The organism is Prauserella cavernicola, from assembly GCF_016595675.1.
In the GTDB taxonomy this organism is placed as follows: domain Bacteria; phylum Actinomycetota; class Actinomycetes; order Mycobacteriales; family Pseudonocardiaceae; genus Prauserella_A; species Prauserella_A cavernicola.
On sequence record NZ_JAENJH010000002.1, the window covers coordinates 1,023,307 to 1,046,208 of the forward strand.

Below are 22,902 nucleotides of genomic sequence, written 5' to 3' on the forward strand. Positions count from 1 at the left end.
CCGACAGGACCCGGGCTCCGGCCGGACACCGCTAACCGATGTCGCGCCTGCGGAACCCCGCGAGCCCGATGCCGAGCAGGACCAGCGCCAACGCGCTCAACCACACCAGCGGCGTCGCCGTGAACTCCGCGCTCGGCAGCTTCGGGATGTGCTGGAACGGCGAGAGGTCGAGCACGAGCTGTCCGGCGTTCGCGATCGGGCCGAACATGCTGATCAGCAGGAACACCGCCGCCACGGCCCACGCCGCGGTGGCGAGCTTGGGCAGCAACCCGAACAGCGCCGTCGCCGCACCCGCGACGACCCACACGGCGGGCAGCTGCGCCATCGCCGCGCCCAGCACCGCGGGCAGCTGCCCGCCGAGGTCGTCCACGCGCAGCCCGTGCAGCAGCCCCGTCGCGAAGCCGGCCACCGCCAGCAGCGCGGCGCTGCCCAGCAGCGGGAAGACCAGGTGGCTCGCCGCCCACGACAGCCTGCTCACGCTGGTCGCGAGCAGTGGCTCGACGCGCAACGCCGTCTCCTCCGAGCGCATCCGCACCGTGGCCTGGACGACGTAGAGCGAGGCGATCATGGCCATGATCCCGGCCATCGAGGCGAGGAAGGCGTCCACCATGCTCTGAGAACCGCCCAGCCGCGCGAACATCTCCTGCGCCTCCGCGCTGTCGCCGATCACGTCGCCGACCCCGGCCGCGAGCGAGCCGAACAGCGCGCCGAACACCGCGAACCCGATGATCCAGCCGAGCAGCGCACCGCGGTGCAATCGCCAGGCAAGCGCGAACGGTGAGCGCAGACCGTGCGCCGCCCGCGCGGGCCCCGGCTTGGCCTGGATGAGGCCCATGCCGACGTCGCGACGGGGCAGCAGCAGGTAGCCGACGAGTCCGGTGACGAGCGCGGCGAGGACGAGCAGCCCGAGCACCCACCAGCGTTCGTCCGCGAACGCCCTCACCTGGGTCGCCCAGCCGAACGGCGAGAGCCACGACAGCCAAGAGGCGTCGGCGGCGGCGTCACCGACCGCGCGCAGCAGGAACGTCGCGCCCAGCACCGCCGCGGCGATGCCGTTGGCGCCGCGCGAGTACTCGGAGATCTGCGCGGCGATCGCGGCGACGCCGGTGAACGCGAAGCCGGTCAGCGCCGTGCCCGCGCCCAGCGCGACGGAGCCCGCCACCGGCATGCCCACTCCGGCCAGGCTGACGGTGATCAGTACCCCGGTGGCGAGCGCGCCGAGCCCGGCGACGAGCACCCCGGCCGTCAGTGCGGCGTAGCGGCCGACCACGGCCGACGCGAGCAGTTCGTGCCTGCCCGTGTCCTCCTCCTGCCTGGTGTGGCGGGTGACCGTGAAGATGCAGGCCAGCGCCGTGAACAGGGCCAGGAAGGCGCCGAAGCGCCATGCGGTGAAACCGCCTGCCGTGCTGAGGTCGAACGCGGGACCGTAGAGCAGCGTCAGCGACGGGTTGGAGCCCATCGACGCGGTCAGCGCGTCCCGTTCGGCCTGCGTGGGATAGATCGCCTCGTACGAACCGGCGCCCGCCGACGCGAGCATCCCGATCACGACGATCCACACCGGCAGCACGATGCGGTCGCGGCGGAGCGCGAGCCGCACGAGGTGCCGGGTGCCGACGAGGTGGCCCGCCTGCTGCCGCGTGTGCGCGGAGCCGGGCCGTTCCAGTGTGGCGGTCACGACGCCGATCCGATTTCGGTCTCGGTGTAGTGGCGGAGGAAGAGCTCCTCGAGGGTCGGCGGCTGGCTGGTCAGGTTGCGCACGCCGATGGAGGTGAGCATGCGCAGTGCCTCGTCGAGCGAGTCCGTCTCGACGTCGAAGCGCACCTTGTTGCCGTCCACCTTGAGGTCGTGCACGTGCTCCAGCGAGGTGAGCCCGTTCGGGTGTCCCGCCAGCTCGGCCGAGATCGACGTGCGGGTGAGGTGCCGCAGGTCGGCGAGGGTCCCGGTCTCCACCGTGCGCCCGTTTCGGATGATGCTGACGCGGTCGCACAGCGCCTCGACCTCGGCGAGGATGTGGCTGGAGAGCAGCACCGTGCGGCCCTGTTCGCGCACCTCCTGCACCGTCTGCTGGAACGTGGCCTCCATCAGCGGGTCGAGGCCTGAGGTGGGCTCGTCCATGATCAGCAGCTCCACGTCGGACGCGAGCGCGGCCACGATGGCGACCTTCTGCCGGTTGCCCTTGGAGTAGGTGCGGCCCTTCTTCTTCGGGTCGAGGTCGAACCGCTCGACGAGCTCGTCCCGGCGGCGCTGGTCGATGCCTCCGCGCAGCCTGCCGAGCAGGTCGATCACCTCGCCGCCCGAGAGGTTGGGCCAGAGGTTGACGTCGCCGGGTACGTAGGCGAGCCGGCGGTGCAGGCTCGCCGCGTCGCGCCACGGGTCGCCGCCGAGCAGGTTCACGCGTCCCCCGTCGGCGCGCAGCAGTCCCAGCAGCACGCGGATGGTGGTCGACTTCCCCGCGCCGTTCGGGCCGAGAAAGCCGTGGACCTCGCCGGCGGCGACGGTCAGGTCGAGTCCGTCGAGGGCCTTGGTCGACCCGAACGACTTTCGCAGGTCGTTGACGTCGATGGCGTTCTTCATGCCGCCGAAAGTACAGTGTTTTCACAAACTTGTGAAGTTAAGGAAGTGTATAGATTGAGTGTTGGTCTGCTTCTCGGGAAGGATGGAGCGCATGTCGAGCAGTCCGCAGTCGCCCGGCGACCCGGCTTCCGGGCGTGACGAGCAGCGTGTCCGCGCCTACGTCGAGAGCCTCGCGCTGACGCTGTCGCAGATCGGGTTCCCCCGCATGCCCGCCAGGGTCTTCGCGGCCCTGACGGTGTCCGACGAGGGCCGGATGAGCTCCGCCGACCTGGCGGAGGCCCTCGAGGTGAGCCCCGCCGCGATCTCGGGCGCCGTGCGCTACCTCGAACAGGTCGGGCTCATCAGCAAGGAACGCCAGCCCGGTGAACGCCGGGACCACTACCAGCTCTACGACGACTTCTGGTTCGCGTCGTTCCTCAAGCGCGACCGCATGCTGCGCATGTGGCGCGACACGACTGCCGAGGGCGTCGAGGCGGTCGGCCCCGACACCCCGGCGGGCCTGCGGCTGAGCCGCATGGCCGACTTCCTCGCCTTCGTGGTCAAGGAGGTCCCGGCGCTGTTCGACCGATGGCACGAGGAACGCATGCGGACCGAACGCGGAGCGTGAGCTTTTCGGATGCTCTCACCCGCGCGGACGCGCGGGGATGAAAAAAGTCTTACCCCGGGTGTATCTGGAAGGGGTCTTGCTGCGTCCTATGGCCGACAGCACGTCAGCCACCCTCCGGGAGGACCCAGATGAGCGCCGAGCACCCCTGCACCGCCGAGATCGCGGGCATCCGCGACTCGCTGGCGGCGCTGGGCGACCCGTGGCGCTGCGGCGAGACCCGGCTGAGCAGGCTCTCCGGCGACGCGCGCAAGGCCAGGCTCGGCGTCCCGTCGCCGGCGGCGGGAGAGCTCTCCGCGCGGGCTGACCTGCCGGGCCGGATGGCCGAGGTCGCGCTCGCCGCCGCAGGGGGATCCACGTCGGCGCGGCACGCTCCGAGTCCGCACCTGCCCAAGGCCTTCGACCTGCGCGACGTCGAGGGACGCAACTACGTCACCGAGGTCAAGGACCAGGGCGAGACGGGTTCGTGCAGCGCGTTCGGCACCATCGCGGCTCTGGAGACCACCGCTGCCTACACCCGCGGTGCGCCGGGCCTGCGGCTCGACCTCTCCGAGGCGCACCTGTTCTTCGGCCACGCCGCCGCGCGCGAGGCGATCCTGCCCGACGGCACGTGGCCGGACGAGCTGTTCGCCGACTGCGAGGGCATCGGCGTCACCTTCGACGACCACTACCCGTACTACGACGACGACTCCGGCGCGCTCAACCCCGGTTGGCGCGACCGGCTGGCCAAGGCTGAGGGCGTGGTCGACCTCAGCCAGGATCCGGTGGCCATCAAGGAGCACATCTACGGCTACGGGGCGGTCACCGCGTGCCTCGTGGTCTTCGACGACCTGTTCCACTACACCGGCGGCGTGTACCGGCGCACCACCGAGGAGACCAGCGGCGGGCACTGTGTCGCGCTCATCGGCTGGGACGACGAAGCGGGCTGCTGGATCGCCAAGAACTCGTGGGGTCCCGACTGGGGAGAGGACGGCTTCCTCCGGATCGCATACGGAGAGGCCTACATCGAGGACTACCCCGAGCCGCGGCCGACGACGCTCGGCTGCACCGGCGTGAGCCTGCGCGCGTGGCTGCCTCCGCAGCGAGCGCTCCGGCTCTTCGCCACCGCGCACGATGCGAACGGCTGGGCCTACCTGGAGAACCTGGGCTGGACCCGGCTCTCCGGTGGGCCCGACGGCACCACCGCCGCGCTCGCCCAGCTCAGCGGGGCGAGGGCCAGCGGGCGTCCGTTCGTGCCGTTCATCGACAACGACGAGCTCAGCATCATCCATCCCGTCAACTGACGAAGTACGGAGCGCCAACGATGACCGACGACACGGTGACCGAGACCAAGCCCGAGCAGGAGACACCGGCCGAGCAGCCGCAGGACGCGCCTCCGCCAGAGCCGCCGGCGGGCTGGGACCCGTACTCGCCTCCGCCCGCGCGTCCGGCGCCCGCCGGGTGGGACCCGTACTCGCCGCCCGCGAGGGTCGCGCCCGCGGGGTGGGACCCCTACTCGCCGCCGCAGGCCCGTCCGGCGCCGGCGGGCTGGGATCCCTACAGCCCGCCGCCCGCCCCGGCCGGGTGGGACCCGTACTCGCCGCCTCCTGCCGCCACGCCCGCGCCCACCGGCTGGGACCCGTACTCCTCGCCGCCCAGCGGCGCGGCGCAGCAGCAGCCGAACGGGCACAACGGTGCCTCCGCCGGCGGTGGCTGGGTGAACGGCCGCGCGGTGACGCACCTGTTCTCCACCGCGGGTTCGCCGGGCGTGTGGGTCGCGGTGCACGGGATCGGCTGGAAGCGGCTGTCTCCGGCCTCGGAGTCGGGCCACAGTCACCTGACGCTGCTGGCGCTGCTGGCGAAGAACTACCGCCTGCCGGTGTCGTACCACGAGGACGAGCGCGGACAGATCGACCAGCTGGTGGTCTGAGGTCCGCGCAGCAAGCAGGTGGTGGCCGATAGTCGAGGGGGCCGTCGGCCACCACCGCCGTCGGGGGAATGTCGGGGGACAAGTCGGGGACGAGGAATCGGGAGGTGTGGTGGCACTGGTCCGGCTCGCGCAGTCCGATGCGGGGACGACAGCGGAGCTGCGTGTCGGGGACACCGTGGAGCTGACGCTCCCGGAGATCCGGACGTCGGGTTACCGGTGGTCGCTGCGGCTACCGAAGGGGGTCCGGCTGGTCGTCGACGAGTTCGTCCTTGGGGGTGTCGACCATCCGGCCGGGCGGTCCCGCGGGGTGGGGCCGCCCGGACAAGGTGGGGTTCGCCGGCTGGCGCTCGACGTCGTCGATGCCGGCCGGCACCTCATCGAGGCCGAGCTGGCGCGGCCGTGGGAGGACGAACCGCGCCGCTCGGTCACTTTTGCTCTGATCGCTAGTCCGAACGAGTGACCTCATGTATCTGACTTTCCGCAACCCGCTCCTCTGCTCTCGGGAGACCGGGATACTGCCTGCGCCGACTTGAAGAGAGCGACAGCGAAGGGCGGGTGCGGTGACGGACGCCAGAACCGCCGAGGCGGACCCTCCGTGGGAAGGACTCCACGGCCACGAGCTCTATGCCGCGTGCATGCACGCGGCGCGCGTGGGCAACAAGCTGGCCATGAACCGCTTGGTCACTGAGCTGACGCCACTCGTGTGGCACGTCGCGAGGGGCAACGGCCTGGACGGGCACACCGCGGAGGACGTGGTGCAGACCGTGTGGCTCGCCCTGTTCCGCCATCTCGACCGTCTCGCCGATCCGCGAGCGCTCGCCGCGTGGCTGATCACCACCGCGCGCCGCGAGTCCCAGCGCGCCGGTGGCCGCAAGCCGCCGCCGGTGCCGCTCACCGACGAGCTCGCCGAGACCGTGCCGAGCACACAGCCCGCGCCGGAGGCCGAGGCGTTGCGGGCCGACCGCGACCGCAGGTTGTGGGCCGCGTTCGGTGAGCTTCCGCAGCGGTGCCAGGAACTGTTGCGGTTGACCGTGCTCGCGGGCCGGGTCGAGTACCGGCTCGTCGCGGACGTGCTCCGGATGCCGCACGGCAGCATCGGCCCCACGCGGGGCCGGTGTCTGAAGCGGATGCGGGGACTGCTTGACGCTCAAGGGGGCAGCGCATGAACGAGGGCAGTACCCACCCGGAGGACCAGGCGCTGCTCGCCGAGCTCGGCCGGTTCGTCGACGAGCTCGATCCGCCGCCCGAAGGTCTGGTCGAGCGCGTGCAGTTCGCGTTGGAGCTGGAGAACCTCGACGTCGAGGTCGCGCGCTGGGAGCGGGCCGACGAACTGTCGGGCGTCCGCAGCGTCGCGCAGGGGACGATCACCTTCACGGTCAGCGACCTGACGGTCATGATCAACCTGACGAAGGTCGGCAGGGCGCACCGGATCGACGGGTGGCTCGTGCCGGAGGGGGAGTACGGCGTCGAGGTCCGGGTTGCCGGGTACGACTCGGTTTCGACCACAGCGGACGACGGTGGGCGGTTCGTTCTCCACGACGTGCCCCGGGGAACCACTCAGATAGTGGTATACGTCGACGGGATTTCATGCAGACGAACCGTTGTCACGCCGGCAGTCGTGCTGTAAAAGATCCAGCTTGCGGAGTGGGGCGGTGGATGTGCTCCCATAGATCCCGTGCGTGGTGATCGACAACCGAATCGAGCCCTCGCCGCCGTTCTCGCGGACCATCGGCGAGCCAACGACGCGGCGGGCAGTGCGCACAACGTGGAGGCCATCCGCCTGTTGCGCAAGGCGCTGCGAACGCTCGACGGGGGCGGCTCTGGTCCAGAGTGGACAGCCGCTCGCGTCCGGGTGCTGATCAGTCTGGCTCTGGCCACGGCCGAGGTCGGTTCCACGGCCGAGGGCTTCCGAGGGCTCAAGCGCGCCCAGGTGCAGCTCGAACCGCTGCCGGAAGGGCCGAGGCGCGAGGAGCTGACCGCGGCGATCTCCGGCCAGCGCGCGCTGTTGCTGTTCCGCGTCGGCAGGCTGTCGGAGGCGCTGGGCCTGTTCGACGCGATCATCCCGACGCTGGAACGCATCGACAGCGACGGCCTGATGCTGGCGCGAACCCTGCTCAACCGCGCGCACATCCACGCGGAGAAGTCCAACCTCGACGCCGCGAGGCGCGATTTCGACCGCGCCATCGCACTCTCCGCCGAACGCCGGCACCCGCGACTCGAGGGCAAGGCCAGGCACGGGCTCGGCGACCTCGCCCGGCTCGCCGGTGACATTCCCGGTGCACTACGGCACTACGACGAGGCGATCCGGATCCTCGAATCCGCGGCGCCGGGCTGGCTCGCGAGGGTGCGCGTGGACCAGGCGCGGGCTCTGCTAGTCGCGGGGCTCGCCGAGGACGCCGCTCGCCACCTCGACGAGGCGCTGCCCGTCCTGCGCCGCAACCGCGTGATCCAGGACCTCGCCGAGGCGGAGGTCGCCAGGGCGGCCGCGGCGCTGCTGGAGGGCGACGTCGCGCTGGCCCGCAAGCTCGCGGCCGGTGCGCGCAGGCGGTTCCTGCGCCGGGGCAACGCTCCCTGGGCCGAGATCGCCGCGCTCACCAGGCTGCGCGTCGACGCCGTGGAGCTGCTGGAGTCGGGACGCCGCCCGCCGGCGAAGCTGCCGGGGGAGCTGGTCCGCCTCGCAGGCAGGCTCGCCGAGCTCGGGCTGCGCGACGAGGCGGCGGCGGCGCGGCTGTTCGCCGTGCGGCTGCTGGTGCGCCGAGGCGAGGTCGAGGCCGCGGCCGAGCAGTTCGCCAGCGTGCCGAGGCCGCGCCGCACGACACCTGTCGACCACCGGATGCTGTTGCGGTTGTGCCGCGCCGAGCTGGCGGTGGCGACCGGCCGGACGCGCGCGGCGCTCGCGCAGGCGCGCGGCGGGCTCACCGAACTGGGCTGGGCCAGGGACCGCATGGGCGGACTGGACCTGTTGTGCGGCACGGCCGTGCACGGTCAGGAACTGGGTTCGCTCGCTGTCGGGCTGGTGCTGGGCACGGCCACGGGAGGCAGCGGCGCCCGCAGGCTCCTCGCGTGGCAGGAACGCACCCGCGCGCAGGTGTACCGGTACGAACCACTGCCCGCGATCGACGATCCCGTGCTGGCACACCACATCACCGAGATGCGCCACGTCCAGCGCACCGTGCAGCAGCACCGGCTCTCGGGCCGCCCGGTGGCGGCGCTCGAACAGCGCTACGCGTGGCTGCAACGCGAGGCGAGCAGGCTCGGCTGGTACACGTCCCGCTGGGGCAGGCCCCGGCCGGTGTCCTCGCCGGAGGAGGTCGCCGGGAAGCTCGGCGAGCGCGTGCTGGTGAGCCTGGTCTGGCACGGCGACTCACTCGCCGCGGTGGTGGTGCGCGACGGCCGGTTCCGGCTCGTGCGGCTCGGTGCGTACAGCGAGGCCGTCGAGACCGCGCAGCAGCTGCACGCCGATCTCAACGCGCTGGCGCCCGACCACCTGCCTGGCGCGCTCGCCACGGCGGTGACCGCCTCGGCGCGGCGCAGGGCGGCAACGCTCGACGAGCTGCTGATCCGCCCGCTCGAAGGGCTGCTCGGCGACCGCGAGCTGGTGGTGGTGCCGACCGGTCCGTTGCACGCGCTGCCGTGGGCGGCGCTGCCCGCGTTGCGAGGCCGGCCGTTGTCGATCGCGCCGTCGGCCACGGCGTGGGTCGCCGCGGCGCGCAACCCGAGCCCCGAGTCGGTGGTGCTCGTCGGCGGCCCTGGCGTGCCGGGCTCCGTCGGGGAGGTGCGGCAGCTGCGCTCGGTCTATCCCGACGCTCGGCTGGTGGACGGCGAGCTGGCCACCAGCGGCAACGTGCTGTCCGCTCTGGACGGCTCCGGTGTCGCGCACCTGGTGGCGCACGGTGCGCACGAGCCGGCGAACGCGCTGTTCTCGCGGCTCGATCTGGTGGACGGTCCGCTGTTCGCGCACGAGGCGGCGCGGCTGCCCAACCCGCCGGAGCGCGTGGTGCTGGCCGCGTGCGAGCTGGCGATGAGCCACATCCGGCCGGGCGAGGAGGCACTGGGGTTCGCGGGCGCGCTGCTGGCGAGCGGATCGCGCACGGTGGTCGGCGCCGTCGCGCGGGTCGGTGACGGTGCCGCCGCCGAAGCCATGGCGGACCTGCACCGCCAGCTCGCGATGGGCACCTCGCCCGCGGTGGCGCTGGCCGAGGCCACGGCTGTCGACCCGCTGCGCCGCCCGTTCCTCTGCCTCGGCGCGGGCTGAGCTCAGGCGCGTTCGGCGGCGGTGACCAGCCTCGCGGCCAGGTAGCGCAGCGCGGCGTGCAGCGCCGGAGCCGTCACCGCGCCAGTGCCGGGCAGACGCTCGGTGAACGACGCGCTCCAGCAGAGCTCGGTGCCTCCGGAGCCGGTGGGCGTGAACAGCACCTCGGCGCGGTAGTCGCGCACGGGTAGCCCCGCGCTCGTGAGCACGTAGACGTGTCGTCGGTCCGGCTCGTAGACCACGGTCTGCTCGCTGAGCAGCACCGGCCACAGCCCGACCCTGCGGACCGCGCCGACCCCGCAGGGCACGCGCGCCTGGCTCGACTGCGGCACCAGCGGGCCCGCCCAGCTCGACCACAGCTCACCGTCGGTCTCGAGCCGGAACAGTTTTTCCGGCGCCGCGCTGCTGCTCCGCCGCACTTCGAACGAGAACCTTCTGCCGACCATCGCGGGAAAGCTACCGGAGTAGGTGATGATGTCGGGGTGAGCTCGACCCGTGCCGACCTGCCCGCACCGCGCTGGCTCGTTCATCTCCTCCGCTCGACCCCCGTCCCCATTCCCTGGGCCAGAGCCGTGCGCGCCGCGATCGCGCTGGCCGTGCCCATCGCTATCGGGTTCGCGCTCGACGAGCTCGTGCTGGGCGCGCTGGTCTCGAGCGGCGCGCTGCCCACGGTGCTCGCCGACGCGGCCGGGCCGTACCGGTATCGCGCCGTCCGGCTCGCCGGCGCGGCCTTCGCCGCGGTCGTCGGGTTCGGACTCGGCCTGCTGACCGGGGGCAACCCGGCGTTCTCGATTCCGCTGGTGGTGGCTGTCTCCGCCGTCTCGGCGCTGATCAGCGCGGCCGGGAACAACGCGTCGATCGCGGCGCTGCAGCTGTTCGTGTTCACCGTGCTCGGCACCGGGCAGCACTCCGTGGGAACCGATTCCGAGCTCGCGCTCGCGTGCTTCGCCGGCGGTGCGGTGTGGGGTCTGCTCGTAGCGCTCGTCGGCTGGACCGTGCACGCCACCTCGCCGGAGCGACAGGCCGTCGCGCAGGTGTTCATCGAGCTGGCGGCCTTGCACTCGGCGCAGGACGAGGCGACCGCGCTCGCGGCCCGTCAGCAGCTCACCGCCTCCATGAACACCGCCTACGACCGGCTGCTCAACGCCCGCTCGTGGCTGTCGGGCCGAGACGTCACCTACCGCAAGCTGCTCAATCTGCTGTCGGCGGCGACACCTGCCGTCGAGGCGTGTGTGGCGATGGTCAACGCGGGCCTGCGCGCGCCGAGGGACGTGATCGAGTACTTCACCGACGTGGCCACGGCCGTGCTGGCGAACGGCCCGCTGCCGGACCCGCCGCGCGGCGAGCACCCTGATCCGGCCATCACGGCGCTCTACCACGGGCTCGCCAAGATCAACACCGAGCAGGAACGCCAGCGGCGCGAGCGCGTCACCTTCCGCGCCCGCGTGCGCGAGTGGCTCGGCCTGTTGTCGTCTGGTCCGCTCACCTGGATCGCGGCGCTGCGCCTGACGCTGTGCGTGACCCTGGCGGAGCTGGTGAGCCTCGTCGTCCCCGTCGATCGCTCGTACTGGATCACGCTCACCGTCGGCATCGTGCTGAAGCCGGACTTCGGGTCGGTGTTCGGCAGGGCGATCCTGCGCGGGCTCGGCACGATCGTGGGCGTCGGAATCGGCGCCGCGGTGCTCGGCATCGGAACGCAGGGCATCGGACTGGTCCTGCTCGTCGGGCTGTTCGCCGCGGGCGCCGCGATCGGCAAGGTGCGCAACTACGGCATCCTCAGCGCCTTCGTGACGCCGTTGATCATCGTGCAGATGGACCTCACCGCGGGCGGTGACTGGCCGCTCGTGCTCGCGCGGTTGGTCGACACCGTCATCGGCTGCGTGATCGTGCTCGTGTTCGGCTATCTGCTGTGGCCAGGCAGCAGGCGGCCGCGGGTCGGCGGGCGGCTCGCCGACGTCGCCGAGACCGTCGGCCACTACGTCGAGACCGGGCTGTCGGCCGCCGACACCCCGCAGGAGCGGACGGAGCGTTCGAGAAACCGGCGCAGGGCCTATCGCGGCCTCGCCGATTTGCGCACCGCGTTCCAGCAACTCGTGGTGGAGCCCTCGCCCGCCGGACGGCAGGCCGCGGCGTGGTGGCCCGCGATCGTGGCGCTCGAACAGCTCACCGACGCCGTCACGGCGGTGGTGGTGACCGTCGAACACGGCGCGCGACCACCGGCGGCCGATGACGTCCGGCTGATCACCGAGGGCCTCGGCGAACTCGCCGCGGCGGTCCGTGAGCAGCGCGATCCCGCCGGCGTCGACCTGCCTGCCGCCGAGGAACTGTCCGACATCGCTGATCAGTTGGAAAACGCGTTCGACGCCGTACGCGGACCTGATCTGACCAGGTCGCGGTTCACGTTCCGCCGAAGGGGATGACCCCTAAGGGAGTTCTCCCATTGCGCAGGAGACGTCAATGCTGGTGAATGGACACATGGGCATCAACTTCGATGAGATCAAAAAGAAGGCTCAGGACGCGCTGAGCAAGAACAGCGACAAGGTCGAGCAGGGACTGGACAAGGCCAGCGGCTTCGCGAAGTCCAAGTTCGGCAACAAGTCCGACCAGATCGACAGCGCAACGAAGAAGGCGAAGAACTTCCTGCACAAGAGCGCGGGCGACGAAGGCGGCCAGCCTGGCCAGGGCGGACCGCAGGGCCCGCAGAATCCCCAGGGCCCGCAGGGACCGCAGAACCCGTAGCGGTTACCGCACCTCGCCGGTGAGCACGTCGCCGTCGAGTGCGGTGATCCGGCCACCCCGCTCGCCGAGTGCGAGCAGTCCGACGCGGGCGTCCGGTGCACCGAGGTCGACGCGGACCCCGGTGTGCGGGGCGGAAGCGTACTTGTCGAGTTCGCGAATCCCCTCGTGCCCTGCGTCGATCGTCGCGGCCAGCCCGCCGGTCGATGCGAGGGAGCCGCGCGCGGCACCGAGCCTGCCGAGCGCCTCGTCGAGCACCGGCAGTAGCGAAGCACGGTTGCCCTCGGTCATCGCGCGCACCAGCTCGGGGTGCGAGCCCGCGACCCGCGTGCCGTCGCGGAACGATCCCGCCGCCAGCGCCGCCGCGAGCGGCCCGCCGACGGCGCCGACCGCGGCGAGCACCCCGGCCATCAGGTGCGGCAGGTGCGAGATCCGGGCCACCACCTCGTCGTGAGCGGCGGCGTTCGTCGGCACCACGTGCGCACCGGCGTCGAGCGCCAGTGCCGCCACCTCCCGCCAGACGTCCAGGTCCGTGTCGTCCTCGACGCACACCACCCACGCGGCTCCGGAGAACAGCGTCGCGCTGCCCGCCGCCCAGCCCGACTCGGCCGTGCCCGCCATCGGATGCCCTCCGCAGAACCGCGCGTCCGGCAGCCGCCTGCCCACGACGTCGAGGACGGGCACCTTCACGCTCGTGACATCGGTGAGCAGGCAGTTCGGCGCGTGCTCCGCCACCAGCGGCAGCACCCGCTCCACCGCGGGCAGCGGAACGGCCAGCACCACGATCGCGTCCCGCTCGGCGGCGTCGCGCAGCGCTCCCGCCACGTCGACCGTCGCGGTGAAGCCGTCGGCGACGGCGGCCTCGGCGTCCACAGTGGAGTCGGTGGCACCCCAGGCCGTCCTGCCCGCGGCCGCCGCGGCCCGCAGCACGGAGCCGCCGATGAGCCCGAGTCCGATCACGCATACGTCTCGCACGGCGCCCATCCTGCCGTATCGCGTCCCGTCAGCGCAGGGCGTCCAGCGCGAACGCCGCGTACGTCGCCACCCCGCTCGCCATCGCCGCCTCGTTGTACTGCACGCGGTTCGAGTGGTTCGGCGCGGCCTCGTCCGGTGTGGTCTCCGGCGGGCAGGCGCCGAGGAAGGCGAACGCGCCCGGAACCCGTTGCAGCACGTAGGAGAAGTCCTCGGCGCCCATGATCGGGTCGGGCATCTCCAGCGAGTTGCTCTCGCCGAGGACCTCCGCCGCCAGTTCGAGGACCCGCGTGGCCTGCCCGGCGTCGTTGACGGTCGGCGGGTAGCCGGGGTCGACGTCGGCGAGCACCCGGCAGCCGTGAGCGGCGCCGATGTTCTCGCACACCGCGCCCAGTTCCGCGTGCACGCGCGCCCGCGTGCGCTCGGACAGCGTGCGGATGGTGCCCTCCAGCACAGCGGTCTCCGGGATGACGTTGGTGGTGGTGCCCGCCTCGATCCTGGTCACCGAGAGCACCGCCGGGTCGAAGACGCCGATCCGGCGCGTGATCATCGTCTGCAGCGCCCCGACCATCTCCGCCGCCGCGGGCACCGGGTCGAGTGCGTTGTGCGGCATCGAGCCGTGCCCGCCCCTGCCGGTGATCTTGATGTGGAACGTGTCCGCCGCGGCCATGAGCGGACCCGGCCGCGTCGCGATCTGCCCGCTCGGCAGGTTGGCGTAGATGTGCAGCCCGAGTGCCCGCTCCACGCGCGTGCCCGCCGCGTCGAGCACGCCCTCGTGGATCATGTGCCGCGCTCCGTGGAAGCCCTCCTCGCCCGGCTGGAACATGAACACCACCGAGCCCGCGAGCTCGTCGGTGTGGTTCGCGAGCAGTCGAGCCGCCGAGGCGAGCATCGCGACGTGGGTGTCGTGGCCGCACGCGTGCATCGCACCGGCTACTTCGGACGCGAACTCCTCGCCCGTGTCCTCCGGCATCGGCAGCGCGTCCATGTCGCCGCGCAACAGCACGGCGGGGCCGGGCCGCGCGCCGCGCAGCACGGCCGTGACCGAGGACGTCGACTTGCCGACGGTCACCTCGAGCGGCAGGTCCTCGATGGCCTCGAGTACCGCTTTCTGCGAGGCGGGCAGCTCGAGACCCAGCTCGGGATGGCGGTGCAGCCGCCTGCGCAGGGCGATCGTGGTGGGCTGGAGGGCCTCGGCTTCGGCGCGCAGGCCTGCGAAGCGGGCGTCGGGAAGCGAGGGCAGCTCGGTCGGTCCGGTCATGGACTCGATACTGACACGCCAACGGTGCACGTTTCGGCGCTCGGCGCGGGGCCGTGCGGGTATACGGTGGGCGCATGGCGGTGAAGGAGCCGATCACGGGGTTCGCAGTGGCCGTCGTGCGCGAGGACGGCCGGTGGCGATGCAGCCCGTTGGACACGGCTGCGCTGGGGGAACTGGACGCCGCGATCACGGAGTTGAGGAAACTGCGCTCGACGGGAGCGGTCTTCGGGCTGCTGGCCGTCGACGACGAGTTCTTCGTGATCGTGCGCCCGAGCCCCGGCGGAGCGGGACTTCTGTTGTCCGACGCGGCGGCGGCGCTCGACTACGACATCGCCGCTGACGTACTCGACCTGTTGCGCGTCGATCCACCCGACGAGGACGACGACGTGCTCTGGCCGGAGGGCGATCTGGAGGTGCTCGCCGATCTCGGCATGCCGGGTCCGGAGCTCGAGGTGATCGTCAACGAGGTCGAGCTGTACCCGGACGAGCAGCTGCAGATGATCGCGCAGCGCTGCGGTTTCTCCGACGAGTTCGGCAAGCTGCTCGACGAGCTGTGAGGCCCGACGACACCTCCGCGGTGCGAGCGGCGTTGCTGGTCGCACTGCAGGCGCGCGGTACGGCGGACGTTCCCATCGGCGCCGTGGTGTTCGGTCCCGACGGCACCGAGTTGGGCTCCGCGCACAATGCCCGCGAGCAGCTCGGCGACCCGACGGCGCACGCCGAGGTGCTCGCGCTGCGAGAGGCGGCGAGCAGCTTCGGCGACGGCTGGCGGCTCGCGGGCTGCACCCTCGCCGTGACGGTGGAGCCGTGCACGATGTGCGCGGGCGCGCTCGTGCTGGCGCGCGTCTCCCGCGTGGTGTTCGGCGCGTGGGAGCCGAAGACGGGCGCGGTGGGTTCGCTGTGGGACGTCGTGCGCGACCGGAGGCTCAACCACCGCCCCGAGGTGCGCGGCGGGGTGCTCGCCGACGAGTGTTCGGCACTGCTGGAGGAGTTCTTCGCTGGTCAGCGTGGGAGCGCGGGCCCGTTCGAAGCTCGCTGAGACGATGCAGTAACGTATCCGTCGGTAGCGTGTCCGAGCGGCCGAAGGAGCACGACTCGAAATCGTGTGACGGGTAACCCCCGTCCGTGGGTTCAAATCCCACCGCTACCGCTCAGATGAAGGCCTCGTTTCTCCCGTTCGATCGGGGGAGACGAGGCCTTCGTCGTGTTCGAGCCTTTCCCCGCAGGTGGCACGGAGCTTCGTCGGTGAGCGTCGCGTGAGCCATTGACTCTGAGTTGTTGAATTCGGTTGACGGAGGTGGGGCGCGGCATGCGCGCCGTGCCACCTGCGGTGAGTTCCGCTCGACTTGCAAGGGGCCAACAACATGCTTTTCATCAAGGCGGCGACCGGCGCGGTAGCCGTCTCAGTGCTCGGCGTCGCCCTCACCGGATGCGGGGGGAGCAGCGTGGAGGGAACCTATTTCGGTACCGCGGGTGACACCATCCTGGTCATCAAGTCGGAAGGCGAGTGCCTCTACAGCCAGGAGTACAAAGAGGGCCAAGAGATCGAGGACCTCGACGAGAGGGACATCCGCGAGTGCACCTGGACGGTCTCCGGGGACCACTTGACCTTCAGCGGTCTCGTCAAGAGAGGCGGGACGGTGCAGGGCACGGTCTCCGACGATGGCTCGCTCTCCCTGCCCCACCAGAAGACCTGGAACGGAGAGATCTACACCAAGGGTTAGGTCCTGGTCGCTCACCGCCGCCCTGAGCGCGGTTGCGACAACGTGCTGACAACGTGCTGTGGTCACAGTCGAATTACTTCACTTCAGAGTGTGAAACATATTCACTCGATCTAGCGAAAACGGGGCATGTCCTCCGCAGGGAAGCGTGTGCCCGCATTCGTGTTCGCCGTGGTCGGCGTTGCGCTCATGGTCGCCGGCCTGCTCGCCGGGCTCCCGCCCCGGCATGCCTCGGCGGCGCCCGCACTGCCCGACGGTTTCGTGCTCAGGGACCAACCGAGCGGGCAGGCCGCCTTCGACCTCACCGACTTCGCCTACCTGCCCGACGGCAGCCTGCTGTCCACCGGCAAGCTCGGCAAGGTCGCGTGGGTCTCCGCGGACGGCGCGCGCACGCGGACCCTCGCCACGCTCCCGGTTGAGCCCGTGCAGGACCTGGGACTCGTCGGGATCGCCGTGGCGCCCGACTACGCGAGCTCGCGCAAGATCTACCTCGCGCGCTCCGTGCCCAGCGGCAACGGCTACGTCATCCGGCTCGCTGCCTGGACCGTCACCGGCGGCGACGAGCCCGCCGGACTCACCGGCGAGAACACGTTGCTCCAGGTGCCGGGCGACTCGAACGTCCACGGCATCACCGGGATCGTCGCGGCGCAGGACGGCACCATCTGGGTGTCGATCGGCGACGTCTCCCACTACGTCGGCACCGATCCCCGCGCCCTGCGCGCGCTCGATGTCAACCAGCCGCAGGGCAAGATCATGCGCATCCTGCCGAACGGCAACGGGGTGCAGGGCAACCCGTACTACGACCCCGCGGCCCCGGGTGCGACGCGGAGCAAGGTGTTCGCGAGCGGCTTTCGCAGCCCGTTCCGGCTCTCGCTCGACCCGCGCAGTGGCCTGCCCGTCGTCGGTGACGTCGGCTACCAGACGTGGGAAGAGGTCAGCCTCGTCAAGCCCGGCCTGCGCTACGGCTGGCCGTGCTGGGAGGGCAACTCGCGCACGCCCGGCTACAGCACGCTCGCCGCGTGCGCCGGCGTCGAGAACACCGCACCGCTGGTCGCCTACCGCCACGGCGGCGGCATCGACCAGGGCAACAGCGTCACCGGCGGCGTCTTCTACACCGGCTCCGTCTACCCCGAGCAGTACCGCAACACGTACTTCTTCGGCGACTACGTTGCCAACAAGCTGTGGACGATGCGGTTCACGCCGGACGGCACCGTGACGCGGCCGAGGGAGAACCCGCCGTTCGGCACCGACATCGGCGGGCCGGTGAAGTTCGCGACCGGTCCTGGCGGCGACATCGTCTACGCCGACATCAAGTCCGGGCAGCTGCGCAGGCTCAGCTACGCGCCGGGCAACTCCGAGCCAGTGGCCAAGGCGTCCACGAGCACGAACCCGGAGACGCGCACGGTCACCTTCGACGCGTCGGGCTCCATCGACTACGACGGCGACCAGCTGCGCTACGAGTGGGACTTCGGCGACGGCGCCACTGACACGGGCGTGCGCGTGACCCACGCGTACCCGGACTCGGCGCAGCGCTTCACCGCGACGCTCACCGTCACCGACCCGCTCGGGCTCTCGTCGTCGCTGGAGATCACCGTGGTGCCCGGAAACCACGCGCCCGTGATCACGCCCGTCACGCCGGAGGGCCGCGACTTCGCGGTCGGCGAGCAGGTGGAGGTGACGGTGGAGGCGACCGACGTCGAGGACGGCGCCGTGGACGTCGCATGGACCAGCTCCGTCGTGCACTGCGCCGAGGAGGACACGTGCCACGCGCACAGTGGCCCCGCGGGCACCGGCCCGACGATCACCATGCCGTTCACCGACCACCCGGACTCGCGGATGGAGTTCACGGCCACGGCGACCGACAGCGACGGAGTGTCCACGAGCTACACCTCCGTCGCCGCTCCGAGGGAGCACCGGGTGACGCTGACCAGCAACGTGCCGACCGGGCTGCAGATGCCCGACGAGGGCACCGGCGGCAGCGTCGCGATGGTCACCGAGGGCGCGCTGCTGAAGATCGAGGCGGCGGCCACCGCGAGCGACGGTGCGTCGACGTTCGCGAGCTGGTCGGACGGCTCCACGCAGGCGAGCCGCACCGTCACGATGGGCAGCTCCGACCTGACGCTGCACGCCACCTACACGACACCGGTGCAGCAGCGCTACAGCTCCGACGCCGGACTGCGCGGGGTGCTCGGCGCTCCGACCGGGCCGGAGGTCATCGAGGGCGGCGTGTACTACCGGCCCTACGCAGGCGGCAGGCTCTACTGGTCGGCGCCGACCGGCACGAAGGCCGTGTTCGGCGCGATCCACGACCGCTACGTCGCGCTCGGCGCGCACCGGGCGCTCGGCCCGCCGAGCACGGAGGAGACGTCGACGCCGGGAAACACGGGCCGCTACAACCACTTCGCCGGTCTGCCCGGCGCCGGTCCCGCGTCGATCTACTGGACGGCGAGCACGGGTGCGCACGGAATCTGGGGTGAGATCAGGAAGAAGTGGGCGGCACTTGGCTGGGAGCGTTCTCCGCTGGGCTTCCCGACCACCAGCGAGTCGGTGACCCCGGACGGAACCGGGCGGTACAACCACTTCTCGAAGACCGGTTCCATCTACTGGACCCCCAGCACGGGTGCGCACGGCATCTGGGGCGAGATCCGCAAGCGCTGGGCGGCGCTGGGCTGGGAGCGTGGCCCGCTCGGCTACCCGACCACCGACGAGGGCGTGACGCCCGACGGTCGCGGGCGGTACAACCACTTCTCCAAGACCGGCTCGGTCTACTGGACGGCGAGCACCGGTGCGCGGGAGGTCTACGGCGCGATCCGCTCGCGCTGGGCCGCGCGCGGCTGGGAACGTTCCTACCTCGGCTACCCGACGAGTGGTGAGTTCGCCGTGGCGGGCGGTCGCAGGAACAACTTCCAGCACGGCTACATCCAGTGGACCGCCTCGAACGGATCAGTGGTCGACCGCCGCTACTAGCCGGCCACAGATGCGGTGAAGGGCACCTTTACTGCGTTCAATGCAGTAAAGGTGCCCTTCACCGCACGCGGGCGGCGAGCAGGGTGCGGAGTTGGGCCAGCAGGTCGCTGCGGCTCGTGGCGCCCAGGCGTTGCCGCATCCTGGCCATGTGGTGCTCCACCGTCTTCGCCGAGATGAACAGCTGGTCGCCCACCTGCTTGTACGTCATGCCCGCGACGACGAGCTCGGCCACCTGCACCTCGCGCTCACTCAGCTTCGGGGTGCCGCCGGGGTCGGTCACGGCGTCGCCGGGCGCGCGGCCACGCAGTTCCCGCGCGCAGTCCAGCAGCGACACCATGGCGGCCCGGTCGGTGGTGCGGATCGCGGCCTGCCCGGCGAGGCGCGCGCCGTCCCACCACAGCCCTTCCTCGTGCAGGCCGCGCGCCGCCGCTTCGACGCGCGCGGCGTCGACCTTGCCGCCGATCACGTCGAGCCAGCAGCCCGCCGCGGCGGACACCACGGCGTGGTGCGAGCTGTGGCCCGCCGCGGCCTCGAGCGCCGTGACGTGCTCGCGTGCTTCGGCCGGCTGTTCGGCCATGATCGCCGCGTGCAGCCCACTCCAGTGCAGCGGCGCTGTCCACAGTGGAGGATTGCCGAGCGCGTCGAGCAGTGCCCACGCCCGTTGCACGTGATGGGCGAGCCGCTCGCGGTCGCCGAGCCTCGCCGCCGCCACCGACAGCTCGCCGAACGGCAGCAGCGTGAACAGGTCCACGGGATGCCGGATGACGGCGTCGCACGCCTCGCCCCAGATCGTGCGAAGCCCGCTGAGGTCGCTCGCCCTGCGCGCGAGCGCGGCCCGCAGTCCCGCGGCGAACAACCAGTCGCGCGGCGACAGCTCCGTGCCCGCCGAGGCGAGCCGCTCGCCCGCGAGGTCGGTGTTGCCGCGCAGCACCGCGATCCACGCGAGCAGCAGCCGGTGCCGTGGCGCCAGTGCGTCCCCGCCCGACTCGGCCGCGACGGCGCGCTCCAGCAACGTCTCAGCGATGCCCAGTTCACCGCAGTGGATGCCGACGAGCGCGCCCAGCGCGGCTGGGCTGTCCGGTAACAGTGCCGAGCGGCCGACGGGTTCCAGCATCTCGGCCGAGCTGACCACAGTGGACAGTGCTGCCGCCGGCGGTCCGGAGACCGACTCGGCGATGCCCTGGGCCGCCGCCGTCATCGCGCCGGAGAGCAGGGTCGGCGGCTCGTCGGAGTCCGGCGGCGTCTCGAGCAGGCGCTGCGCCTCCGCTCGGCGCCCCGTGCCGAGCAGTCCGAGCGCCGCGTACACGGTGGACAGCCGGGTGCCGGACCAGCGGAAGAGCTCGGCGCTGCGCGCGAGCTGGCCGAGGTGCACCAGCGCGGTGCCCGCCACCCTGGCGCCGTCCTTGCGATCGCGGGCGTTCGGGTCGGCGATCACCTGGTCGGCCAGTCTGGCCGCGGTGGCGAGGTCGCCCGCCCTGGCGGAGGCCTCGGCCCAGCGCGTGCCGACGTCGGAGGCGGGAAGCCCGGCGGTCACGGCCGCGTCGAACAGTTGCGCGGCCAGCGCCGGATCGGCCTCGGCGGCCTCGTCGGCTGCTGCCTCGAACGCCGCGGCGGGCTCTGGCCCGGTGAGTCCGCCACCGAGCAGCGGCCGCACGAGCGGGAGCACCGGACCCCTGCGGTCGAGCTGCAACCGCACGAGCCGCTGGTGTACGGCGAGCCGCCGGTCGGCGGGCACGAGCGCGGTCAGCGCCCGCCGTGCGATCGGCAGCAGTGAGCCGTCGGCGCCGAGTAGCCCGGTGGCCCTCGCCGCGTCGACGACGCCCGCGATCGCGTCGGGTTCCCTGCCGAGCAGCCCGGTGAGCAGCCCGGGGTCGAGCCCGGCCCCGCTCTCGGCCGCCAGCAGCACCACCAGCACGCCGGAGTCGAGCCGGTCCAGTTCGGGGCGGAAGTCGGCGAGCGCGGCCGAGGGCACCTCGGGCTCCGCGCCGAGCGCCGGCGCCAGCCGGGCGACGAACGCGGGCACGCCCGCGGTCTCGTCGTGCACGAACTCGGTGTGGCCCGCGCGGGCGCGGCCGAGCAGTGTGGTGATCCGGTCGCGGTCGAGCGGCCTGAGCACGACCTGTCCGCGCAGCAGTGCGAGCGTCCGGTCGAGTGCCGCTGGCCGGGGTGAGGGCCGGGTGGAGATCACCAGCCCGGCGCGGTCGTCGGCGGCAAGCTCGGCCAGGTCGGCAAGCCTGCTCTCGCCCAGCTCGTGGGCGTCGTCGACGAGCACCAGCGGCGAGCCCGGCTCGTGCTCGCCGAAGCGGGCCACGGGCAGTCCGGAGCGCGTGCGGCCGGCGGCGAGGTGGTCGAGTAGCGCGGTCTTGCCGTAGCCGCCCGGTGCGATGACCGCCAGCCGCGCCGGAGCGAGCCGTCCGTTCGCGACGGCAGCGCACAGCTCCCGCGTCGGCTCGTCGAGCAGCAGCTCGGTCCTGATCCCGGTGAGGCTCACCGTTCCTCGTCTCGGTCTGGGGTCGATGAGTCCTTGCGGGCCAGCGTGAACCGCCGCTTGGGCGGCTCCAGCGGTGTGATCTCGACCGGGGGGCGTTCGGGCGGCGGCTCGAGATCGTCGGCCTCGTCCCCGCCGTACACCGTGGGCAGTTCGTAGGAAGCTGCGACGAGCGAGCTGGACGTGCTCGTCGGCTCCGGCTCGGGCTCCGGCCTCGGCATCGCCGCGAGCGCCGCGCCCCGGCACAGGGCGGTGCCCGGATCGTGGTCCACCGAGACCGGGCACGACAGCGCGTCCTCGGCCAGCTCCTTCGTCAGCGGGATGCGGGCCGTGCCGCCCACCAGCACCGCGGCGGCGAGCTGCCCCGAGGGCACCGTCGAGGCCAGCCGCTCCAGCGAGCCGACCGCCGCCGTCAGCGCGGGCCTGGCCAGCTCCTCGAACTGGGCGCGGGTGACGGGCACGTCGTCCCACACCGCCGTCTCGCTCGCCTGCGACAGGCGTTCCTTCGCGGCGGTGCACGCTGCCCGCAGGCGCGCCATCGCGCCCGGGTCCTTGTCGTCCACCGACAGCTCGCGTTGCAGGTGCCGCACCAGCAGGTCGTCGAGGTAGACGCCCGCCGTGTGCTCTGGTCCGTCGGCGTGGGCCAGCAGCTCGAACCCGTGCGGGCCGCGGCGCAGCAGCGCGGTTTCGACGTGCTCGCCGCCGACGCGGCAGACCGCGAGCGTCTGGCCCACCTCCACCCGCTCACGGGCGAGGTGGCTCTCCGCCGCCGCGATCGGGCTCGGCAGCGCGAGCACCGCGGGCAGCTGGGCCTGGTCGAGCGCCTCGTGCAGCAGTCCGCGCCGGTAGCCGGACCAGCCGGGCGGATGGGTGACCACGATCCGTTCGGGGTCCGCGCCCTCGGCGTCGGCGACGCGATCGACCACCCAGCCGATCAGGGCGGCGGCCAGCGTCTCGGCGGGGTAGGACAGGTCGGCGAGCACCAGGGGGACGGCGTCACCCGTGCGGCGCAGCGGGCCGCGCGCGATGCGATCGGGCTCGGCCGCCGCGCGACGCAGAGCGTCCTGACCGGTGAGGACGTCGCCGTTCGGGCCGACGTGCAGCACCGAGTCGAGCCACGGGAAGCCACCCCCGAGGGGGACGACCTCGGGCTGCCCCCAGTGGGCTGCTCCCGAACGGCACACCGCGGCCGTGGTGCGCGTGGTGCCGACGTGGACACCCAGTACATAGCGCATTTTTCCGGCGGATCCTCACGGTTCTCGGTCGGGGAGGGCCAAGTGTGCGTCCTTTCGTACCAAAGCGGCGCACCCGGATGACACCCCGAGCCGTAAGCGTTCCCGATCCCCTAATCCCCTAACCGAACCCCCAGCAGGACGCGTGGACAACAGGGAGTGATCCCCGATGACCTCGACGTCACG

General features: G+C 72.0%; 20 protein-coding genes and 1 tRNA gene. 14 read left to right on the top strand and 7 right to left on the bottom strand.

What is annotated here, in order from left to right:
- Window positions 1-31: 31 nt before the first annotated feature.
- Both JHE00_RS11625 and JHE00_RS11630 read right to left on the bottom strand, forming a co-directional pair.
- Entirely contained in the window at window positions 32-1,675 is a 1,644-nt protein-coding gene (locus tag JHE00_RS11625; RefSeq protein WP_200317765.1) for an ABC transporter permease, read from the bottom strand.
- Window positions 1,672-2,574 carry an ABC transporter ATP-binding protein gene (locus JHE00_RS11630; protein WP_200317767.1) on the bottom strand — a complete coding sequence of 301 codons (903 nt, stop codon included), beginning with the start codon at window positions 2,572-2,574 and terminating at the stop codon, window positions 1,672-1,674. The genes JHE00_RS11625 and JHE00_RS11630 overlap by 4 nt, the downstream gene beginning before the upstream one ends.
- Before the next feature lie 91 nt (window positions 2,575-2,665).
- Here JHE00_RS11630 and JHE00_RS11635 point away from each other — a divergent pair, with 91 nt between their 5' ends.
- The 7 genes from JHE00_RS11635 to JHE00_RS11665 all read left to right on the top strand — a co-directional run bounded on the left by JHE00_RS11635 (window position 2,666) and on the right by JHE00_RS11665 (window position 9,342).
- Window positions 2,666-3,181 carry a GbsR/MarR family transcriptional regulator gene (locus JHE00_RS11635; RefSeq protein WP_200317769.1) on the top strand — a complete coding sequence of 172 codons (516 nt, stop codon included), beginning with the start codon at window positions 2,666-2,668 and terminating at the stop codon, window positions 3,179-3,181.
- A 128-nt stretch (window positions 3,182-3,309) separates the two neighbouring features.
- Complete coding sequence (locus tag JHE00_RS11640) at window positions 3,310-4,461, top strand: C1 family peptidase (RefSeq protein ID WP_200317771.1); 1,152 nt, start codon at window positions 3,310-3,312, stop codon at window positions 4,459-4,461.
- A 20-nt stretch (window positions 4,462-4,481) separates the two neighbouring features.
- Window positions 4,482-5,087 carry a hypothetical protein gene (locus JHE00_RS11645; protein WP_200317772.1) on the top strand — a complete coding sequence of 202 codons (606 nt, stop codon included), beginning with the start codon at window positions 4,482-4,484 and terminating at the stop codon, window positions 5,085-5,087.
- 109 nt (window positions 5,088-5,196) lie between these two features.
- On the top strand, window positions 5,197-5,547 hold the full coding sequence (locus tag JHE00_RS11650) for a protease inhibitor I42 family protein (protein ID WP_200317773.1): 351 nt from the start codon (window positions 5,197-5,199) through the stop codon (window positions 5,545-5,547).
- 100 nt (window positions 5,548-5,647) lie between these two features.
- Complete coding sequence (locus JHE00_RS11655) at window positions 5,648-6,253, top strand: RNA polymerase sigma factor (RefSeq protein WP_200317774.1); 606 nt, start codon at window positions 5,648-5,650, stop codon at window positions 6,251-6,253.
- Window positions 6,250-6,714: a carboxypeptidase regulatory-like domain-containing protein gene (locus JHE00_RS11660; RefSeq protein WP_200317775.1), complete on the top strand. Its 465-nt coding sequence runs from the start codon at window positions 6,250-6,252 to the stop codon at window positions 6,712-6,714. The genes JHE00_RS11655 and JHE00_RS11660 overlap by 4 nt, the downstream gene beginning before the upstream one ends.
- Before the next feature lie 48 nt (window positions 6,715-6,762).
- Window positions 6,763-9,342 (top strand): CHAT domain-containing protein, encoded by a 2,580-nt coding sequence (locus tag JHE00_RS11665; protein ID WP_307831900.1) that lies wholly within the window; start codon window positions 6,763-6,765, stop codon window positions 9,340-9,342.
- Window positions 9,343-9,344: 2 nt separating this feature from the next.
- Here JHE00_RS11665 and JHE00_RS11670 read toward each other — a convergent pair whose 3' ends face one another.
- Window positions 9,345-9,785 carry an SRPBCC family protein gene (locus JHE00_RS11670; RefSeq protein WP_200317777.1) on the bottom strand — a complete coding sequence of 147 codons (441 nt, stop codon included), beginning with the start codon at window positions 9,783-9,785 and terminating at the stop codon, window positions 9,345-9,347.
- A gap of 36 nt (window positions 9,786-9,821) precedes the next feature.
- Between JHE00_RS11670 and JHE00_RS11675 the strand changes: the two genes are divergently transcribed.
- Window positions 9,822-11,759, top strand: coding sequence for an FUSC family protein (locus tag JHE00_RS11675; RefSeq protein ID WP_200317779.1), 1,938 nt, complete (start codon window positions 9,822-9,824; stop codon window positions 11,757-11,759).
- A gap of 55 nt (window positions 11,760-11,814) precedes the next feature.
- The gene (locus JHE00_RS11680; RefSeq protein WP_200318326.1) at window positions 11,815-12,078 is read left to right on the top strand and encodes an antitoxin; all 264 of its coding nucleotides are present in this window, start codon (window positions 11,815-11,817) and stop codon (window positions 12,076-12,078) included.
- A 3-nt stretch (window positions 12,079-12,081) separates the two neighbouring features.
- On the opposite strand, the gene JHE00_RS11685 is transcribed toward JHE00_RS11680, so the two are convergent.
- Together JHE00_RS11685 and JHE00_RS11690 are read right to left on the bottom strand one after the other, a co-directional pair.
- Window positions 12,082-13,059, bottom strand: coding sequence for a prephenate dehydrogenase (locus tag JHE00_RS11685; protein ID WP_230423203.1), 978 nt, complete (start codon window positions 13,057-13,059; stop codon window positions 12,082-12,084).
- A 19-nt stretch (window positions 13,060-13,078) separates the two neighbouring features.
- Window positions 13,079-14,308: a M20 metallopeptidase family protein gene (locus JHE00_RS11690; protein ID WP_200317781.1), complete on the bottom strand. Its 1,230-nt coding sequence runs from the start codon at window positions 14,306-14,308 to the stop codon at window positions 13,079-13,081.
- A gap of 74 nt (window positions 14,309-14,382) precedes the next feature.
- Here JHE00_RS11690 and JHE00_RS11695 point away from each other — a divergent pair, with 74 nt between their 5' ends.
- The 5 genes from JHE00_RS11695 (at window position 14,383) to JHE00_RS11715 (ending at window position 18,996) form a co-directional block, all read left to right on the top strand.
- On the top strand, window positions 14,383-14,865 hold the full coding sequence (locus tag JHE00_RS11695; protein WP_200317783.1) for a tRNA adenosine deaminase-associated protein: 483 nt from the start codon (window positions 14,383-14,385) through the stop codon (window positions 14,863-14,865).
- On the top strand, window positions 14,862-15,347 hold the full coding sequence (locus JHE00_RS11700; protein ID WP_200317785.1) for a nucleoside deaminase: 486 nt from the start codon (window positions 14,862-14,864) through the stop codon (window positions 15,345-15,347). The genes JHE00_RS11695 and JHE00_RS11700 overlap by 4 nt, the downstream gene beginning before the upstream one ends.
- A 23-nt stretch (window positions 15,348-15,370) precedes the next feature.
- Window positions 15,371-15,458: transfer RNA gene (locus tag JHE00_RS11705), tRNA-Ser, on the top strand.
- 214 nt (window positions 15,459-15,672) lie between these two features.
- Window positions 15,673-16,032, top strand: coding sequence for a hypothetical protein (locus JHE00_RS11710; RefSeq protein ID WP_200317787.1), 360 nt, complete (start codon window positions 15,673-15,675; stop codon window positions 16,030-16,032).
- A gap of 126 nt (window positions 16,033-16,158) precedes the next feature.
- Complete coding sequence (locus JHE00_RS11715) at window positions 16,159-18,996, top strand: PQQ-dependent sugar dehydrogenase (protein WP_372440432.1); 2,838 nt, start codon at window positions 16,159-16,161, stop codon at window positions 18,994-18,996.
- A 58-nt stretch (window positions 18,997-19,054) separates the two neighbouring features.
- Here the strand turns inward: JHE00_RS11715 and JHE00_RS11720 are convergent, their stop codons facing one another.
- Entirely contained in the window at window positions 19,055-21,487 is a 2,433-nt protein-coding gene (locus JHE00_RS11720) for a LuxR C-terminal-related transcriptional regulator (protein WP_307831901.1), read from the bottom strand.
- Window positions 21,484-22,719, bottom strand: coding sequence for an Hsp70 family protein (locus JHE00_RS11725; protein ID WP_200317789.1), 1,236 nt, complete (start codon window positions 22,717-22,719; stop codon window positions 21,484-21,486). The genes JHE00_RS11720 and JHE00_RS11725 overlap by 4 nt, the downstream gene beginning before the upstream one ends.
- Window positions 22,720-22,902: the final 183 nt, after the last annotated feature.

Bases quoted from the DNA above. Each gene is read 5' to 3' on its own strand.
- JHE00_RS11630 (WP_200317767.1), bottom strand. From the start codon at position 2,574: ATGAAGAACGCCATCGACGTCAACGACCTGCGAAAGTCGTTCGGGTCG.
- JHE00_RS11635 (WP_200317769.1), top strand. From the start codon at position 2,666: ATGTCGAGCAGTCCGCAGTCGCCCGGCGACCCGGCTTCCGGGCGTGAC.
- JHE00_RS11640 (WP_200317771.1), top strand. From the start codon at position 3,310: ATGAGCGCCGAGCACCCCTGCACCGCCGAGATCGCGGGCATCCGCGAC.
- JHE00_RS11645 (WP_200317772.1), top strand. From the start codon at position 4,482: ATGACCGACGACACGGTGACCGAGACCAAGCCCGAGCAGGAGACACCG.
- JHE00_RS11660 (WP_200317775.1), top strand. From the start codon at position 6,250: ATGAACGAGGGCAGTACCCACCCGGAGGACCAGGCGCTGCTCGCCGAG.
- JHE00_RS11670 (WP_200317777.1), bottom strand. From the start codon at position 9,785: ATGGTCGGCAGAAGGTTCTCGTTCGAAGTGCGGCGGAGCAGCAGCGCG.
- JHE00_RS11680 (WP_200318326.1), top strand. From the start codon at position 11,815: ATGGGCATCAACTTCGATGAGATCAAAAAGAAGGCTCAGGACGCGCTG.
- JHE00_RS11685 (WP_230423203.1), bottom strand. From the start codon at position 13,059: ATGGGCGCCGTGCGAGACGTATGCGTGATCGGACTCGGGCTCATCGGC.
- JHE00_RS11690 (WP_200317781.1), bottom strand. From the start codon at position 14,308: ATGACCGGACCGACCGAGCTGCCCTCGCTTCCCGACGCCCGCTTCGCA.
- JHE00_RS11695 (WP_200317783.1), top strand. From the start codon at position 14,383: ATGGCGGTGAAGGAGCCGATCACGGGGTTCGCAGTGGCCGTCGTGCGC.
- JHE00_RS11710 (WP_200317787.1), top strand. From the start codon at position 15,673: ATGCTTTTCATCAAGGCGGCGACCGGCGCGGTAGCCGTCTCAGTGCTC.
- JHE00_RS11715 (WP_372440432.1), top strand. From the start codon at position 16,159: ATGTCCTCCGCAGGGAAGCGTGTGCCCGCATTCGTGTTCGCCGTGGTC.
- JHE00_RS11725 (WP_200317789.1), bottom strand. From the start codon at position 22,719: ATGCGCTATGTACTGGGTGTCCACGTCGGCACCACGCGCACCACGGCC.